The following is a 15,036-nucleotide window of genomic DNA, read 5'->3' as shown; positions in this document are numbered from 1 at the left end:
CTGCTGTAAGAAGTGTCCAACAAGGAGATCCGATGCGCATCCTGCTGCTATGCCTGATCGGCCTGCTAACCGCCTGCCAATCCCATGACGTCGCACCGCCACCGCCAGCGATTTCCCCGCAAGGGCGAGCTCACGCCGATCTCGGAGTCATCCGCGAACTCGCCAGCGGGCGCACCCTCACCCCGCAAGAACTGGTCGAGCGCCTGGCGGCTGCGCCGCGGGTGCTGGTCGGTGAACAGCACGACAATCCCGATCACCATGCCTTGCAACTGTGGCTGCTGCGCCAACTGGCGGCGCAACGTCCGCAAGGCAGCCTGTTGCTGGAAATGCTCAACCCCGACCAACAGGCAAAAGTCGATGCGGCACAGGCTGCCAACCGTGCCGGTCAGCCGTCGGCCGATCCCTATCAAGCAGTGTCCTGGCAAGCCAGTTGGGATTGGAGCGTCTACGGCGCATTGGTGACTTACGCCCTGCGTCAACCCTACCCGCTGCTGTCGGCCAACCTCGACCGGGCGCAGATCATGCAGATCTATAAACAGCGTCCGACGCTCAGCGGCGAAGCGTCCACCACCCAACAGGTGCAAGCGACATTACTGGACGACATCCGCGAATCCCATTGCGGCATGCTGCCCGAAGCGCAGATGCCGGCGATGCTCGTCGTGCAACAGCAGCGTGACCGACGCATGGCCGAGCGCCTGTTGGCGGCACCGACGCCAGCCCTGTTGCTGGCCGGGGCGTTTCATGTGCGCAAGGACCTGGGCGTGCCGTTGCACCTGAAGGATCTTGGCGCTGGCCAAGGTAACGCGGTGCTGATTTTGGCCGAGGTGGGCAAGACGGTAAGCGCCGATAGCGCGGATTACGTGTGGTATACGGCGGCGCAACCGGAGCAGGATCACTGCGCGAATTTTCGTCGTTAAAACGATCCCTGTGGAGCTGCCGCCAGGTTTACGGTGCCTGGAAGGTCTGCAAGTAGGCCAGCAAATCATCGATTTTCTCCCGATCGCTGATCCCCCAGAAAATCATCCGCGTGCCCGACACCACCGCCTTCGGATCCTCGATGTACGCCGCGAGTTTTTCCCGGGTCCAGACGATTCCGGATGACTTCATGGCGTCGGAGTATTGATAGTCGGTGGTGCTCCCGGCGGTGCGTCCGACAATGCCGTTGAGCTGCGGTCCAAAAAACGGCCGTGCACCCTCGCCGATTTGATGGCAGCCGCCACACACCCGCTTGAACAGTTTTCCGCCCGCCTCGGCATCACCCTGGGCGTTCGCTTGCATGCCGAACAGGCCCAGGCTCAGGGCAAGCGTCATCATCGCTGTTTTGTTCATCAAGCCTGTACCCACGCAAAAATGGCCGCCATTTGATCATGATCCGGCCGCGCGCGAAATGAATGCCCGCCGTCCATCCCGCCAATACATGGCGCTGCTATCCCCGCCTAGACTGGAAAGTCAGTCCATCTCCATCAGATGGCCCCAACAGACGGAGGCAAATATCATGAAAATTGTCGTTATCGGCGGAACCGGGTTGATCGGCACCCAGCTCTGCGAATTACTGCGCGAGGGTGGGCATGATGTCCTGCCCGCCTCGCCCAGATCGGGGGTCAATGCAGTGACCGGGGAAGGCTTGCAGGCCGCCCTGCAAGGCGCCGACGTGGTGGTCGACGTCGCCAACTCCCCATCGTTCGAAGATGCCGCCGTGCTCGAATTCTTCGAAAAATCCGGGCATAACCTCGCCGCCACCGAGAAGGCCGCCGGGGTCAAGCACCATGTCGCGCTCTCTGTGGTGGGCACCGAGCGGATGCTGGAAAGCGGCTACTTCCGCGCCAAGATGGCCCAGGAGCAATTGATCAAGAAAGCCGGCGTGCCCTATTCGATCCTGCGTGCCACGCAGTTTTTCGAATTCATCGGCGCCATTGCGCAATCCGGTGCACAAGGCGACAGCGTTCACCTGACTTCTGCCGCGCTGCAACCCATCGCCTCGGCCGACGTCGCCGCGGCACTGGCAACCATTGCCGTGGCGGCACCCACCAACAAGACCTCGGAAGTGGCAGGTCCGGACAAGCAGCCGCTGGTCTCGTTCGCCAAGACCTGGCTGCAACACAACAAGGATCAGCGGGAAGTGATTACCGATGACAATGCCGGCTACTTCGGCGCGATCATCAACGACCAGTCACTGACCCCGGGCGCCAGTCCCATACTCGGCAAGACTCACTTCGATCAATGGATCAAGAGCGCCGGCTAATCTCATCAGGAGCGTCCCATGCGAACCCACGTTCTCCTCGCCCTGCTTGCACTGTCCACCCTGCCGCCCCAGGTCCTGGCCGCCGACGCTCCGCCCCCGGACGTCAAGGAGGTGTCGGTCACCGCGCTTGCCGATTATCCCGGCAAGGAAGTGCTGATGCTCACCGTCGAGTACCCACCGGGCGGTGCCGACCCGGTTCATCGGCACGACGCCCACGGTTTCATCTATGTGCTCGAAGGCTCGATCGTCATGGGGGTCAAGGGTGGCAAGGAAGTCACGCTGATGCCCGGGCAAAGCTTCCATGAAGGCCCCAATGACATCCACACGGTGGGCCGCAATGCGAGCAAGGACAAGCCGGCGAAATTTGTCGTCTTTCTGTTGAAGGATCAGAACAAGCCGCCGGTCCTTCCGGTCGATTGATTCACCTGTACAAAAATTCCGGAACCCTGTGAAGGGGTCCGGATTTTTTATTGCGCCAGCAGTCAGTCCTTGAAATCGGTACGGAAGAAGCCAGGTTCGACCACCGTGGCGTGGATGCCCAGCGGCGCCAGTTCCTGGTGCAGCGCCTCGGTGATGCCCTCCACCGCGAACTTGGTGGAACCCTACACACCCCAGCCCATGTAGGCGTGGCTTACGTCTTCGAGGACATGGTCAAGGCACAGATAACCGACGGCATGTGCCGGCAGCGCTCAAGGCTTTCATCGACTTTGCCCGTGCTGCTCGGGGGGGCAATCCATTGTAGGCGCCGGCTTGCTGCGGGCGGCGTTCCGGCGAAGGGGGCCTTGGGCATTGTGTTGGTCTTTCGAGCGCTATCGCTGGCAAGCCAGCTCCTACAAGAAGATCGGGCACGGCCGCGAGCGATGGGTCGTCTGTCAGGTCGCCATCGCCGGCAAGCCAGCTCCCACAAAATCGCTCTGCGCCGTGGCGTCCACCAGGTCTGTTGTCTACCATCGGCGGCGAGCACTTCATCAACCCAGTCAGTGAGAAAAACGATGGTCACCTGTTACCTGAAATATGTGCTGGACCCGTCCAAGCTCGAAGCATTCGAACACTATGGCAAACTGTGGATTCCACTGGTGGAGAAATTCGGCGGCCAGCATCATGGCTACTTCCTGCCGTCCGAAGGAGCCAACAACATTGCCCTGGCCATGTTCACCTTCCCTAGCCTCGCGGACTACGAAACCTATCGCCAAGAGTCGATGAAGGACCCGGAATGCATCGCGGCCTTCAAGTATGCAGAAGAAACCCGCTGCATCCTCAGTTATGAACGCTCCTTCTTCCGGCCGGTGTTCGGTGAGCCGGAACAGCAAACCGCGTGATTCTAGTCAACGAAAATGTCGCCGATCTGGCGGCATTTTTTATTACCCGAACATGGGGGGGCACCGCCTGATAAAACGTCAGATGAATGGTCAGCCAATACCCGGCGAGTTGCTGTTGATGGGGCTAACTTTATAAGTCCGCATTACCCACCCGGCATTCTTCCAGCGGTGACCTCCCATGGAAAAGTTCGCCCCAAAGTTGCACGCCATTTCCGTTCTAACCCTGATCATTGGATTGAGTACACCGTTAGCGGCACAGGCCGATGAGGCCTATGCCAGGACCTTGATCAAGAAGATGTCCGACTATATGTCAGCGCAAAAAAATATATCGTTCAATTACGACACCATCCTTGAAGTTGTCACCAAAGATAAACAACGACTGGCGCTGGCAGGTTCCGGCACACTCGCTCTCACCCGGCCTGACAAGTTACGCAGTACCCGCGCCAGTGGTTTTGCCGACCTGGAGATGGTGTTTGATGGCAAGACCCTGACCCTCTTGGGAAAAGGCAAGAACATCTATACCCAGGTCGAAGTACCGGGCACGCTGGATCATCTGCTCGATACGCTGCGGGATAAATACAACAGGCCGCTTCCCGGCGCTGACCTGTTCATGTCCGATCCCCAGGATCAATTGATGGCGGGCGTGACCGACATCAAGGATCTGGGCAGTGGTGTTATCGGCGGTACCGAATGCGATCACCTGGCTTTCAGGAAGAAAGAGGTGGATTGGCAGATCTGGATCGCACAAGGCGACAAACCCTACCCTTGCCGTTATTCCATCACTTCAAAAACCATTACCGGTAGTCCGCAGTACAGCATCCAGCTCAGCGACTTTAAAAGTGGCGATGCCGCCCCGGCAGATGATTTCGCTTTCAACAACTCGACCAATGCGCAGAAAATCGATCTGAAAGACCTGCCCAATGCCGAAGACCTGCCCAGCAACTTTGTGCGAGGAAAAACCAAATGAACCTCTTGATGAAATCCTGCGGCTTCCTGCTGGTGGGATTGGTCGCAGTGTGTGCGCTGGAGCTTGGAGAAACCTTGTCGATCCCCGGGGTGCACAGTGTTATTCCCCAAGCCGAGGCGGTGGTCGGGCGTCCTCTCTCGCCGGTCAGCGTTGCCGGGGTCGCGAGGCGCTCGTCGCGGCGTGACTAACAGCCTGCAAAACGATCAACGCTGCAAGTCCAGGCAATAGGTGTAGTAGCCCGGATCACGCACATACCCCAGTGACTCGTACAAACGCTGGGCACTGAAGTTATCGATAGCGGTTTCCAGGGTCATGCCCTTGGCACCCATCAACCGGGCAAAGTCGCGGGCGGTGTTCATCAGCAGCGTGCCAACGCCTTTGCCCCGGGCGGCGGGCGTGGTGAACAGGTCGCCGAGCAGCCAGGTGCGATGCGCGTCGATGGAGGAAAAGGTCGGGAACATCTGCACGAAACCCAGGGTTTCGCCGTGGCTGTCCTCGGTGAAGAAAATCACCGACTCGTCGCGGGCGATGCGTTCGGCAATGAAGTCGCGCGACTGTGGCAGGTTCGACGGCTGGCCGTAGAAGCCGCGATAGGCGTCGAATAGTGGGGCGATTTTTTCGATGTGCGAGGCGTCGGCGCGCAGGGCCTTGATTGGCATGAGGGTGCTCCATTGCGGTCTCAGGGATCTACAGCCTAGCAACCGCCACGAAAAAATTCCTGAAAGCACCGCGCCTCCTGTGGGAGCCAGCCTGCTGGCGATAGCGAACTGTCAGTCAACATCACTGTTGAATCTGAAGTCCTCATCGCCAGCAGGCTGGCTCCCACATTGGAGCGCCGGTCGCAGTCAGACCCGCACGTTACGCCCCGGCAACGTCGTGCGCTGGCTGTTCTCCCAGTTTTCCACCAGCCCTACCGGCACATCCGCCGCTGGCAACATCTGCACCCCGCGCACCAGGTCCGAAGCCCGCTCGGCGAGCATGATGGTCGGCGCATTGAGGTTGCCGTTCGGTTCGGTCGGGAACACCGAAGAGTCGATCACCCGCAACCCTTGTATGCCATGCACCCGCAGCTCGGAATCCACCACCGCCATGTCGTCCTCGCCCATGCGGCACGAGCCACACGGATGGTAAGTGCTTTCGAGGTTGTCACGGACAAAGGCATCGAGGTCTTCGTCACTGGTCACCAGCGCTCCGGGGGCGATTTCGCCGTCGCGGAAGCGGTCCATTGCTTTTTGGCCGATGATCTCGCGGGTCAGGCGGATGCAGCGGCGGAAGCCTTCGCGGTCCTCTTCGCGCTCCAGGTAGTTGAAGCGGATTTCCGGGTGCTCGTATGGGTCGGCCGAACGCACCCGCACATAACCCCGGCTTTTCGGTTTGTTGGGACCCGTGAGCACCATGAAACCATGGCCTTTGATCGGCTTGTTGCCATCGTAGCGCATCGCTGCCGGCAGGAAGTGGAACTGGATGTCCGGCCAGCGCAGGCCCTTCTCGGAGCGGATGAAACCACCGGCCTCGAAGTGGTTGGTGGCGCCCAGGCCGTCCTTGAACAGCAGCCAGCGCAAACCGATCATCAACTTGCTCAGCGGGTCCATCTTGCTGTTGAGGGTCACCGGTTCCTTGCAGCCGAACTGGATGTACACCTCGGCGTGATCCTGCAGGTTCTCCCCGACGCCCGGCAGGTCATGACGCACACCGATCCCGGCCTTGCGCAGGACCGCGGCCGGGCCGATGCCCGAGCGTTGCAGCAGGTGCGGCGAACCGATCGGCCCGGACGAGATCAGCACTTCGCGGTTGCAATACACCTGGTGGGTCTGGCCACCGTGGTCATACATGACCCCTACCGCACGCTTGCCTTCGAGGATGACCTGGCGGGTCATCGCGTGGGTGATCACTGTCAGGTTCGCACGGCCCATGGCCGGGCGCAGATAGGCGTTGGCGGTGGAGCAGCGCACGCCGTTCTTCACGGTCATGTGCATCGCGCCGAAACCTTCCTGCATGTAGCCGTTGCAGTCTTCGGTCTTGATGTAGCCCGCCTCGGCACCGGCTTCGACCCAGGCCCCGTACAACGGGTTCTTCATGTTGTTGCCGTTGGTGGTGTGCAGCGGCCCGGTCTGCCCGCGATAGCTGTCGCCACCAGACTCGTAGCTTTCGGCACGCTTGAAGTACGGCAGGCAATTCTTGTAGCCCCAGCCCTGGGCACCGAGGGATTCCCATTCGTCGAAATCCAGCGCGTGGCCGCGGATGTACACCAGGCCATTGATCGACGAGGAGCCACCCAGCACCTTGCCCCGTGGGCAGTGGATGCGCCGGCCGTTGAGGAAGGTTTCCGGCTCGGTTTCGTAGCGCCAGTTGTACTTCTTGGTGTTCATCGGGATCGAGAATGCGCTGGGCATCTGGATCACTACGCTCTTGTCACTGCCGCCGAATTCCAGGACCAGCACCGAGGTGGCCGGGTCTTCGCTCAGGCGGTTGGCCAACACACAACCTGCCGAGCCTGCGCCAATGATGATGTAGTCGTATTTTTGCGTAGTCATGGTCATCTCCCGACCGTCGATTCAGTGAATACCGGTTGTGGTGACTGTTTGTGGGTCAGCGTGTCGCCGGTGGTGTATTGCGGGGAGCTTTTCTCGATCTGCTGGATCACCGCTTCTTCGCGTTTGAGGTCAATCGAACGGCTCAGCCAGTAGTACGCCAGGCCCGAGACGATCAGCCCCACCAGCCAGGCGATGTCGATGCTGCCCAGCGCCTTGGCCAGCGGACCGACATAGACTTCGCGCTGTTCGACGCCGTCGTAGATGTAGAAGAACGGAATCATCGAGATGAAGCCGATGGCATAGGCGGCGATACCGCGCAGGCCCCAGCTGCCGTAGATGTTGCCGTGGGGCATGAAGAAGTGCGGGATGGCGTAGCGGCCCTTGCGCACGAAGAAGTAGTCGGTGAGGTTGACCGAGGTCCAGGGCACCAGGAAGTACAGCATCACCACCAGGTAGATACCCAGCACCGACAGGCCTTTGCCGGAACTCTGGATGCTCAGGGCCACGCCCAGTTGCAGCAGGATCACGAAGGCGATGGCGAGGATCCGCGCCTTGCGGGTCGGCTCGATGTGCTTGATCGAATCGACACAGGTCAGGGTGGTCAGCTTGGCGCTGTAGATGTTCATCGCGATCACCGGCAGGAACGCCAGGATGGTCACCACCACGACCGCGGTGCCGATCAAAGGCGACACGGTATTGCCGACTTGACCCAGGGCCACCAGCACATCGGTTGAATGCAGGTGATCGGCCAGCCAGCCGCCGACGGAAATCATCCAGGCACCGGACAGCGAAGCGCCAAGAAACACCACCGCAATCAGCTTGCCGCTGGAGGTGTTCTTCGGCAGGTAGCGCGAGTAGTCCGACACGTACGGGGCATAGGCGATGTTGTAGCTCGCCGCCGCCGCGAACTGGGCGATGAAACCGGTCCAGTTGAAGCCCAGCGGCGCCGGGGCCACTTCGCCTTCCGCCAGTGCCGGCAAGACCGCATCCGGCACCCAGCCCATCACCACCGCCAGGGTCACCAGGCCGTACAGCGGCAGCGACAGGTACAACGCCCATTTGAAGCTGCGGTGCATCCAGTCATGGCCGAGGATGGCCAACACCGCCGCCGGGAGGGTCACCGCCACCGCGATCACCGCGGGGTTGAAACCGAACAGCGTGTGCAGGCCCTGCATCATCAGGACCAGGTTGACGATGTTGAACCCGGCGAACACGAACAGCGTCGCCAGCAGCACCAGGATCACGCCGCGGTAACCGAACTGCGCGCGGGACTGGATCATCTGCGGCAAGCCCAGGTGCGGGCCCTGGGATCCGTGAAACGCCATGAACAGCGTGCCGAACATGATGCCCAGGGTGCCGGCGAGTGTGGTCCAGAGCGCGGTCAGGCCGACGCTGGGGCCGACGAAGCCGATGGTCATGGTGAAGAAGGTGAAGTTGCCGAGAAACCAGAACGGGCCCTGGCTCGACAGCTTGTCGGTGCGTTCGTCCTCGGGGATGAAGTCAATCGAATGCCCCTCGACGACGGACTTGTCATCGAGGGAGGACACACTCGTGGCGGACTTGGCGTTTGTGTTCATGATGGACTCTTATTGTTGGAAGATCATGACGAGATAACCGCATTCTTCGGGTGAACGACGCCCGGGGAGCCTCCTTGCCGTTCTGAATTTCAACATTGCAAATGGCGTGAAACCTGTAGGAGCGAGCTCGCTCGCGATGAACTCGAGTGCGCCGCGTTTAACTGGCAAGCACGCGTTTTCGTTAACGACCATCGCGAGCAAGCTCGCTCCTACAAAGGGCTGGCGTCAGGCTGGCAGCGTGATCCACACGGCCTTGGTTTCGAGCAGGTAGTCGAGCTGCTCCGCACCCAGGTCCTTGCCGAACCCGGACTGCTTGTAGCCGCCGAACGGCATAGACGGGTCGAGGGTGCCGTGGGCGTTGACGTAGACCGAGCCCGCTTTCAAGCGTGGAATCAGGCTGTGCACCTTGCCCAGGTCGTTGGAATACAGGGCCGCCGCCAAGCCGTAGACCGAGTCATTGGCCAGGGTCAGCGCCTCCTCCTCATCCTCGAACGGTGCGGTGACCAGCACCGGGCCGAAAATCTCTTCCTGGACGATGCGCATGTCGTTGCGGCAATTGGCGAAGATGGTCGGCTCGACGAAGAAGCCAGGGCCATCGACCGGTTGGCCGCCGTAGACCAGTTCGGCGCCTTCGGCCTTGCCGGTCTCGATGTACTCGGTCACGCGCTGCTTTTGCAGGGCTGACACCAGTGGGCCGATGAAGCAGTCCGGGTCCAGGCCCGGGGCCATTTTCAGGGTGCGCGTGTAGGCGATCAGCTCACGCAGGAACTCGTCGTAGACGCTGCTATGAATATAGGCCCGCGTGCCGGCGTCGCATACCTGTCCGGAGTTGAAAAATACCCCGTTGGCGACCGCTTGCGCTGCGGCTGGAATGTCGGCATCGGCAAACACGATGACCGGTGATTTCCCGCCCAGTTCCAGGGTCAGCCGCTTCATGTCGTCCAGTGCCGCGCGGCCAACGGTAAGGCCGACCGGGGTCGAACCGGTGAAGGTCAATTTGTCGATGCCGGGGTGGGTGGTCATGGCCGCACCGACCACGCTGCCACGTCCGGTGACGATGTTGATCACGCCGTCGGGAATGCCCGCTTCCTGCACCAGTTCAGCGAAACGCAGGGCCGACAGCGAGGTCAGCTCGGCGGGCTTGACCACCACGGTGCAACCGGTGGCCAGCGCCGCGCCGAGTTTCCAGGCCATGGTTTGCAGCGGGAAGTTCCACGGCACGATGGCACCCACCACGCCCACCGCTTCCTTGCGGGTATAGGCCAGGTAATTGCCCGGCAGCGAAGGCTCGACGGTACGGCCATGGAGCTTGGTGGCCCAACCGGCGAAATAGCGCAGGGTATCGACGGTGCCCTGGATGTCGACGTCCTTGGCGAAGGCGACCGACTTGCCCATGTCGATCGATTCGATCTGCGCCAGTTCGGCGGCGTTATGTTCGATCAGATCCGCCAGGCGCTGGATCAGGCGTTCCCGTTGCGCCGGTTTGGCCTGGCTCCATTCGCCACCGTCGAACTGCGCGCGTGCGGCTTGCACGGCGCGGTCCAGGTCAGCGGTGGTGCCCATGGGAATGCGGGTGATAAGGCCTTCTGTCGAGGGTTCGATCACATCGGAAGTCTGGCCATCGCTGGCTTCGACCCAGGCACCGCCAATGAACATCTTCTGTACTTTGCTGAGGAAGGTCTGGGTGGCTTCGCTCACGCCAAACTTCTGCAGGTAACTCTTGACGATCGTGTCCATTTTTATTCTCTCTGCCCGACAGTCAGGCACTGCCGGGGTATGGGTTTCGATGTTCAGGCCTGCTCTTAAGCCAGCGTCGTTTCACTCTCGGCGGCCGCTCGCACCTTGCCGCGCTCGTGGAAGATGAAGCCGATGCTGTTGAGCAGCAGCTGCGCGGCGAGGATCGAAGTCATGCCGGTCGGGTCGTACACCGGTGCAACCTCCACCAGGTCCATGCCGACGATATTGCCCTTGCTGCGCTTGGCCAGGGCCTGGATGATTTCCAGCACTTCGTAGTAGAGGAAGCCGCCGTGGCTCGGAGTGCCGGTGCCAGGGGCGATGGACGGGTCGAAACCGTCGATGTCGATGGTGATGTAGTAGTTGATGTTCTGCGGGATCAGCGCGAGGACGCCGTCGACGCCGAGGCGACGCACATCGCGCACCGAGAGGATCTTCGAACCGGCTTCGTGGGCCGCTTCGTAGTCGTCGCGGTTGGACGAGGAGACGTTGCGGATGCCCATCTGGGTCATGCCGACGATGTGGTTCATTTCCGAGGCGCGGCGCAGCGGGTTGCCGTGGCCGTAACGCACGCCGTGGCGTTCGTCGACGAAGTCCAGGTGCGCATCGAAGTGGATGATGTGGATCGGGCCGCGGCCTTCGAAAGCCTTGATCACCGGCGCGTGCACCGAGTGATCGCCACCGAGCACCACCGGCATCACACCGGCATCGAGGATCTTGCGCACGGCGTATTCGGTGTTCTTGTTACTGGTGGCCATGTCGGTGTGGACGATGTCGGCATCACCGACGTCGACCATGCGCACGTCCGAGGCGGTGAGGTACATCACGTCATCTTCGTGATCGTAGGCGCCGGCGTGGCCGAAGGAAAACAGCGTCGATGCTTCGCGAATCCCGCGTGGTCCGAAGCGTGCGCCGGAGCGCCATTGGGTGCCCATGTCGTTGGGCACACCGAGCACCGCGACGTCGGCATCCAGGGCATCCCAATCGGTGCACACCGGGGATTTGCCAAAGGTGCAATGACCCACGAATGGCAGGTTCAGACGACCGGATTCATAACCGTTGTTCGACATTTCTAGCCTCTCCACTTTTTGTTATCGGCTTGGCGGAACTGCAAGGCGACCGCCGTTGGAGTGACTATGGGCGCAGGTTTTCGTGGAAAAAATGCTAAACATCAGATACTCATATCGGTATTACCGATGCATGCACAGGCCGGAGGTCAACGTGATTCAACTGCACGATGTCGATCTGAAGTTGCTCAGGGTGTTTGCCACGATTGTCCGCTGCGGCGGTTTCTCGGCCGCCCAGGCGGCGTTGAATGCCGGGCAGTCGACGATCAGCGAGCAGATGACCCATCTGGAAACCCGTCTTGGGGTCAAGCTGTGCCAGCGCGGGCGCAGCGGTTTCCGCCTGACCGAGCAAGGGGTGGCGATTCACGAGGCCACCCAGCGCCTGCTGTCGGCGGTGGAAAATTTCTGCATGGACGCCGACGTGCTCAAGCAGCACATCAGCGGCAAGCTCAACCTGGGGATCATCGACACCACCATCACCGACCCGGACTCGCCCATTCCGCGCACCACCCAGCGCTTCGTATCGCGCGGGCATGATGTGCACCTGAACGTGTACGTCGGCACCCCCGCCGAGCTGGAAGAACGGGTGCTCGACGGCCGCCTGCACCTGGCCATCGGGCACTTTCCCATCCATGTGCCGGGCCTGCTGCAATCGCCGCTGTACCAGGAAGCGCTGGGCTTGTATTGCGGGCGCCGGCATCCGCTATATGGCAGCCAGGCTGAAGGTGAGGAACTGCTGGAAGAAGTCGCCGCCGGGCGGATCGTCGTGCGCGGCTACATGCAGCAATACGACCTCGAACACCTGGGCGTCAGCAAGGCGGCCGCCACCGTGGACAACATCGAAGCCACGGCGATCCTGATCATTTCCGGCGCCTACCTGGGTTTCCTGCCGGAGCACTTCGCCGCCCAATGGGTCAAGAGTGGCGAGATGCACCAGTTGGCCCCGGGAAGTTTGCGCTTGCGATCACCGTTCGACGTGATCACCCGGCGCGGCGTGGCACCGCCGCCAATCCTGCAGGCGTTCCTCGAGGACCTGGCGGCCAGTGCGCGCAAAACGGCCAGCGGATGACATGACGCTCGCCAAATTCAAATTCGCCCCGGCATACTGATTTTCGTTTGCCACTTTTGCAGGTCCGTCATGCGCATCCACGTCACCTTCATCGACCGCGTCGGCATCACCCAGGAAGTGCTGGCCCTGCTCGGCGGTCGCAGCTTCAACCTGGACGCCGTGGAGATGGTGCCGCCGAACGTCTACATCGATGCCCCGACCCTCGGCGCCGAAGTACTGGAAGAGTTGCGCGAGGCACTGTTCGGCGTGCGCGGCGTGCAGGCGGTGACCATGGTCGACATCCTTCCGGGGCAACGTCGACGCTTGCAACTGGACGCCCTGCTCGCCGCCAGTTCCGACCCGGTGCTGGCGGTGGACGATCGCGGTCACGTGCTGCTGGCCAATCCGGCGTTGATCGCCTTGTGCGGTCGCGAACCGGCCGGTGAATCGCTGAGCGCGCTGTTCGACGACGCCGATCTGCAACGCACCTTGATCGCCCACCACTTCCGCCTGCCCATGCACGAGGTCAGCCTCGGCGGCCACACCTTGCTGCTCGATGCCATGCCGATCACCGATGCTGGCGCCCTGCTCACCCTGTATCAACCCAACCGCATCGGCGAACGCCTGTCGGCGCTGCACCATGATCACGCCGAAGGTTTCGATGCGCTGCTCGGTGAATCGCCGCCGATCCGCTCGCTCAAGGCCCGCGCGCAACGGGTGGCGGCCCTCGATGCTCCGCTGTTGATCCAGGGTGAAACCGGCACCGGCAAGGAACTGGTGGCCCGCGCCTGTCACGCCATCAGTGGTCGCCGTGACAAGCCCTTCCTGGCCTTGAACTGCGCGGCGCTGCCTGAAAGCCTGGCCGAAAGCGAGCTGTTCGGCTACGCCCCCGGCGCCTTCACCGGCGCGCAACGGGGCGGCAAGCTCGGGCTGCTGGAACTGGCCGACCAAGGCACGGTATTTCTCGACGAAGTCGGGGAAATGTCGCCGTATCTGCAAGCCAAGTTGCTGCGCTTCTTGAGCGATGGCTGCTTCCGTCGTGTCGGTGGCGATCGTGAGGTCAAGGTCAACGTGCGCATCCTCAGTGCGACCCACCGCGACCTGGAAAAGATGGTCAGCGAGGGGCACTTTCGCGAAGACCTGTTCTACCGCCTCAATGTGCTCAACCTGCAGGTACCGCCGCTACGCGAACGGGGCCACGACATCCTGTTGATGGCCCAGCACTTCATGCAACAGGCCTGCGCGCAGATCCAGCGCCCGGTCTGCCGCCTGGCGCCCAGCACCTTTCCCGCCCTGCTCGGCAACCGCTGGCCGGGGAACGTGCGGCAATTGCAAAACGTGATCTTTCGCGCGGCGGCGATTTGCGAGAACCCGTTGGTGGATATTGATGATCTGGACATTGCGCGCACGGCGGTGGAGCGCAAGAACGATGGAGAGGTGGGTAGCCTGGAAGAAGCTGTCGAAGGGTTTGAACGGAATCTGCTGGAACAGCTTTACCAAAGTTATCCCTCCAGCCGCTTACTCGCGGCGCGCCTGCAAACTTCCCATAGTGCGATTGCCATTCGGCTGCGCAAATACGGCATACCCAATAAACCTTGATCTCATTGCCGAAACACATTTCCACCATCAACACCAAACTCCTGTGGGAGCCAGCCTGCTGGCGATAGGGCCATGTCAGGCAACATCTTTGCTGCCTGTCACACCGCATCGCCAGCAGGCTGGCTCCCACAGTACGCAAATCGATACAGCGTATCGAAATCAAGACAAAACCCTCTCAACCTGTCTGGACCGGGCTTCAGCGCCTTCCCTTCGCATGCCTGTATTGATTTCAATACGGCAGCTGCGCCTACAATCAGCTTATTCAACACTAAGTTATTGATTTAAAACAATTAATCAACCTTGGCACCGCCCTTGCTATCTCTCCTCCAGCCAAGCTCCAACACGAGCCTGCCCATCGCCCTCCGCCACCTGCAGCGGATGAGTCTGAACAATGAGGAGTTGATATGAGCGAATTGCGTTTTACCGTCGATCACGAATGGCTGCGCACCGAAGCTGACGGCACTGTCACCGTTGGCATCACGGCGTTTGCCCAACAGGCCTTGGGGGATGTGGTGTTCGTCCAGGTACCTGAGCTAGGCAGCTTTGATGCCGGTGCCGAAGTGTCGGTGCTGGAATCGGTGAAAGCCGCCAGCAGCATCGGCATGCCGCTGGACGGCGAGGTGCTGGAAGTGAACCTGGAACTGGACAGCACCCCTGAACTGGTCAACGAAGACCCGCTGGGCCAGGGCTGGTTCTTCCGCTTCCAGCCCGCTGACGCTGCCGCGGTCAGCCAACTGCTGGACCAGGCCGCCTACGAGCGCCTGATCCAAGACCAGACCGACGCGTGAGGATGACCCATGACCATCCGCCTCGACACCCATGACGAATTCATCGCCCGCCACATCGGCCCCCGCGCCGGTGACGAGCAGGCCATGCTCAACACCCTCGGTTTCGACTCCCTCCAAGCCCTGAGCGCCAGCGTCATCCCCGACAGCATCAAGGGCACCAG

General features: G+C 61.3%; 16 protein-coding genes and 1 pseudogene. 10 read left to right on the top strand and 7 right to left on the bottom strand.

Features of this window, described 5'->3' with window-relative positions:
* The first annotated feature begins 32 nt into the window (after positions 1 to 32).
* Entirely contained in the window at positions 33 to 917 is an 885-nt protein-coding gene (locus ACYP2Q_RS24635) for a ChaN family lipoprotein (protein ID WP_459732863.1), read from the top strand.
* A gap of 28 nt (positions 918 to 945) precedes the next feature.
* Here the strand turns inward: ACYP2Q_RS24635 and ACYP2Q_RS24630 are convergent, their stop codons facing one another.
* A complete protein-coding gene (locus ACYP2Q_RS24630; protein WP_459732862.1) occupies positions 946 to 1,329 on the bottom strand; it encodes a c-type cytochrome in 384 nt (127 codons plus the stop codon).
* Positions 1,330 to 1,495: 166 nt separating this feature from the next.
* Between ACYP2Q_RS24630 and ACYP2Q_RS24625 the strand changes: the two genes are divergently transcribed.
* Together ACYP2Q_RS24625 and ACYP2Q_RS24620 are read left to right on the top strand one after the other, a co-directional pair.
* A complete protein-coding gene (locus ACYP2Q_RS24625) occupies positions 1,496 to 2,242 on the top strand; it encodes an SDR family oxidoreductase (RefSeq protein ID WP_459732861.1) in 747 nt (248 codons plus the stop codon).
* Positions 2,243 to 2,260: 18 nt separating this feature from the next.
* Complete coding sequence (locus ACYP2Q_RS24620) at positions 2,261 to 2,662, top strand: cupin domain-containing protein (protein WP_459732860.1); 402 nt, start codon at positions 2,261 to 2,263, stop codon at positions 2,660 to 2,662.
* Positions 2,663 to 2,727: 65 nt separating this feature from the next.
* On the opposite strand, the pseudogene ACYP2Q_RS24615 reads toward ACYP2Q_RS24620, so the two are convergent.
* Positions 2,728 to 2,868, bottom strand: a pseudogene (locus ACYP2Q_RS24615) (SDR family NAD(P)-dependent oxidoreductase); the annotation flags it as partial.
* Positions 2,869 to 3,234: 366 nt separating this feature from the next.
* Here ACYP2Q_RS24615 and ACYP2Q_RS24610 point away from each other — a divergent pair.
* The 3 genes from ACYP2Q_RS24610 (at position 3,235) to ACYP2Q_RS24600 (ending at position 4,716) form a co-directional block, all read left to right on the top strand.
* Positions 3,235 to 3,561: an NIPSNAP family protein gene (locus tag ACYP2Q_RS24610; RefSeq protein ID WP_459732859.1), complete on the top strand. Its 327-nt coding sequence runs from the start codon at positions 3,235 to 3,237 to the stop codon at positions 3,559 to 3,561.
* A gap of 178 nt (positions 3,562 to 3,739) precedes the next feature.
* The gene (locus ACYP2Q_RS24605) at positions 3,740 to 4,528 is read left to right on the top strand and encodes a DUF2092 domain-containing protein (RefSeq protein WP_459732858.1); all 789 of its coding nucleotides are present in this window, start codon (positions 3,740 to 3,742) and stop codon (positions 4,526 to 4,528) included.
* Entirely contained in the window at positions 4,525 to 4,716 is a 192-nt protein-coding gene (locus tag ACYP2Q_RS24600) for a hypothetical protein (RefSeq protein ID WP_459732857.1), read from the top strand. Before ACYP2Q_RS24605 ends, ACYP2Q_RS24600 begins: the two co-directional genes overlap by 4 nt.
* 15 nt (positions 4,717 to 4,731) lie before the next feature.
* On the opposite strand, the gene ACYP2Q_RS24595 is transcribed toward ACYP2Q_RS24600, so the two are convergent.
* The 5 genes from ACYP2Q_RS24595 to speB all read right to left on the bottom strand — a co-directional run bounded on the left by ACYP2Q_RS24595 (position 4,732) and on the right by speB (position 11,443).
* On the bottom strand, positions 4,732 to 5,187 hold the full coding sequence (locus ACYP2Q_RS24595; protein ID WP_459732856.1) for a GNAT family N-acetyltransferase: 456 nt from the start codon (positions 5,185 to 5,187) through the stop codon (positions 4,732 to 4,734).
* 186 nt (positions 5,188 to 5,373) lie between these two features.
* A complete protein-coding gene (gene betA / locus ACYP2Q_RS24590; protein WP_459732855.1) occupies positions 5,374 to 7,062 on the bottom strand; it encodes a choline dehydrogenase in 1,689 nt (562 codons plus the stop codon).
* 2 nt (positions 7,063 to 7,064) lie between these two features.
* Positions 7,065 to 8,639: a purine-cytosine permease family protein gene (locus tag ACYP2Q_RS24585; protein WP_459732854.1), complete on the bottom strand. Its 1,575-nt coding sequence runs from the start codon at positions 8,637 to 8,639 to the stop codon at positions 7,065 to 7,067.
* Positions 8,640 to 8,864: 225 nt separating this feature from the next.
* Positions 8,865 to 10,376 (bottom strand): aldehyde dehydrogenase family protein, encoded by a 1,512-nt coding sequence (locus ACYP2Q_RS24580; RefSeq protein ID WP_459732853.1) that lies wholly within the window; start codon positions 10,374 to 10,376, stop codon positions 8,865 to 8,867.
* A gap of 65 nt (positions 10,377 to 10,441) precedes the next feature.
* Positions 10,442 to 11,443, bottom strand: coding sequence for an agmatinase (speB, locus tag ACYP2Q_RS24575; protein ID WP_459732852.1), 1,002 nt, complete (start codon positions 11,441 to 11,443; stop codon positions 10,442 to 10,444).
* Between the two features lie 151 nt (positions 11,444 to 11,594).
* Here speB and ACYP2Q_RS24570 point away from each other — a divergent pair, with 151 nt between their 5' ends.
* The 4 genes from ACYP2Q_RS24570 to ACYP2Q_RS24555 form a co-directional block, all read left to right on the top strand.
* Positions 11,595 to 12,509, top strand: a complete 915-nt coding sequence (locus ACYP2Q_RS24570; RefSeq protein ID WP_459732851.1) for a LysR family transcriptional regulator — start codon at positions 11,595 to 11,597, stop codon at positions 12,507 to 12,509.
* A 69-nt stretch (positions 12,510 to 12,578) separates the two neighbouring features.
* Entirely contained in the window at positions 12,579 to 14,087 is a 1,509-nt protein-coding gene (locus ACYP2Q_RS24565) for a sigma-54-dependent transcriptional regulator (RefSeq protein ID WP_459732850.1), read from the top strand.
* A 404-nt stretch (positions 14,088 to 14,491) separates the two neighbouring features.
* The gene (gene gcvH / locus ACYP2Q_RS24560; RefSeq protein ID WP_459732849.1) at positions 14,492 to 14,875 is read left to right on the top strand and encodes a glycine cleavage system protein GcvH; all 384 of its coding nucleotides are present in this window, start codon (positions 14,492 to 14,494) and stop codon (positions 14,873 to 14,875) included.
* 9 nt (positions 14,876 to 14,884) lie between these two features.
* Positions 14,885 to 15,036: hypothetical protein (locus tag ACYP2Q_RS24555; protein ID WP_459733030.1), on the top strand; the 152-nt coding region annotated here is incomplete at its 3' end.

Source organism: Pseudomonas sp. MHK4 (genome assembly GCF_054600775.1).
Note: the sequence above shows the minus strand (reverse complement) of the source record. Positions and strands in the feature narration are given on the sequence as shown.

Coding starts and splice junctions, on each gene's coding strand:
- ACYP2Q_RS24635 (WP_459732863.1), top strand. CDS start 33: ATGCGCATCCTGCTGCTATGCCTGATCGGCCTGCTAACCGCCTGCCAA.
- ACYP2Q_RS24630 (WP_459732862.1), bottom strand. CDS start 1,329: ATGAACAAAACAGCGATGATGACGCTTGCCCTGAGCCTGGGCCTGTTC.
- ACYP2Q_RS24625 (WP_459732861.1), top strand. CDS start 1,496: ATGAAAATTGTCGTTATCGGCGGAACCGGGTTGATCGGCACCCAGCTC.
- ACYP2Q_RS24620 (WP_459732860.1), top strand. CDS start 2,261: ATGCGAACCCACGTTCTCCTCGCCCTGCTTGCACTGTCCACCCTGCCG.
- ACYP2Q_RS24610 (WP_459732859.1), top strand. CDS start 3,235: ATGGTCACCTGTTACCTGAAATATGTGCTGGACCCGTCCAAGCTCGAA.
- ACYP2Q_RS24605 (WP_459732858.1), top strand. CDS start 3,740: ATGGAAAAGTTCGCCCCAAAGTTGCACGCCATTTCCGTTCTAACCCTG.
- ACYP2Q_RS24600 (WP_459732857.1), top strand. CDS start 4,525: ATGAACCTCTTGATGAAATCCTGCGGCTTCCTGCTGGTGGGATTGGTC.
- ACYP2Q_RS24595 (WP_459732856.1), bottom strand. CDS start 5,187: ATGCCAATCAAGGCCCTGCGCGCCGACGCCTCGCACATCGAAAAAATC.
- betA (WP_459732855.1), bottom strand. CDS start 7,062: ATGACTACGCAAAAATACGACTACATCATCATTGGCGCAGGCTCGGCA.
- ACYP2Q_RS24585 (WP_459732854.1), bottom strand. CDS start 8,639: ATGAACACAAACGCCAAGTCCGCCACGAGTGTGTCCTCCCTCGATGAC.
- ACYP2Q_RS24580 (WP_459732853.1), bottom strand. CDS start 10,376: ATGGACACGATCGTCAAGAGTTACCTGCAGAAGTTTGGCGTGAGCGAA.
- speB (WP_459732852.1), bottom strand. CDS start 11,443: ATGTCGAACAACGGTTATGAATCCGGTCGTCTGAACCTGCCATTCGTG.
- ACYP2Q_RS24565 (WP_459732850.1), top strand. CDS start 12,579: ATGCGCATCCACGTCACCTTCATCGACCGCGTCGGCATCACCCAGGAA.
- gcvH (WP_459732849.1), top strand. CDS start 14,492: ATGAGCGAATTGCGTTTTACCGTCGATCACGAATGGCTGCGCACCGAA.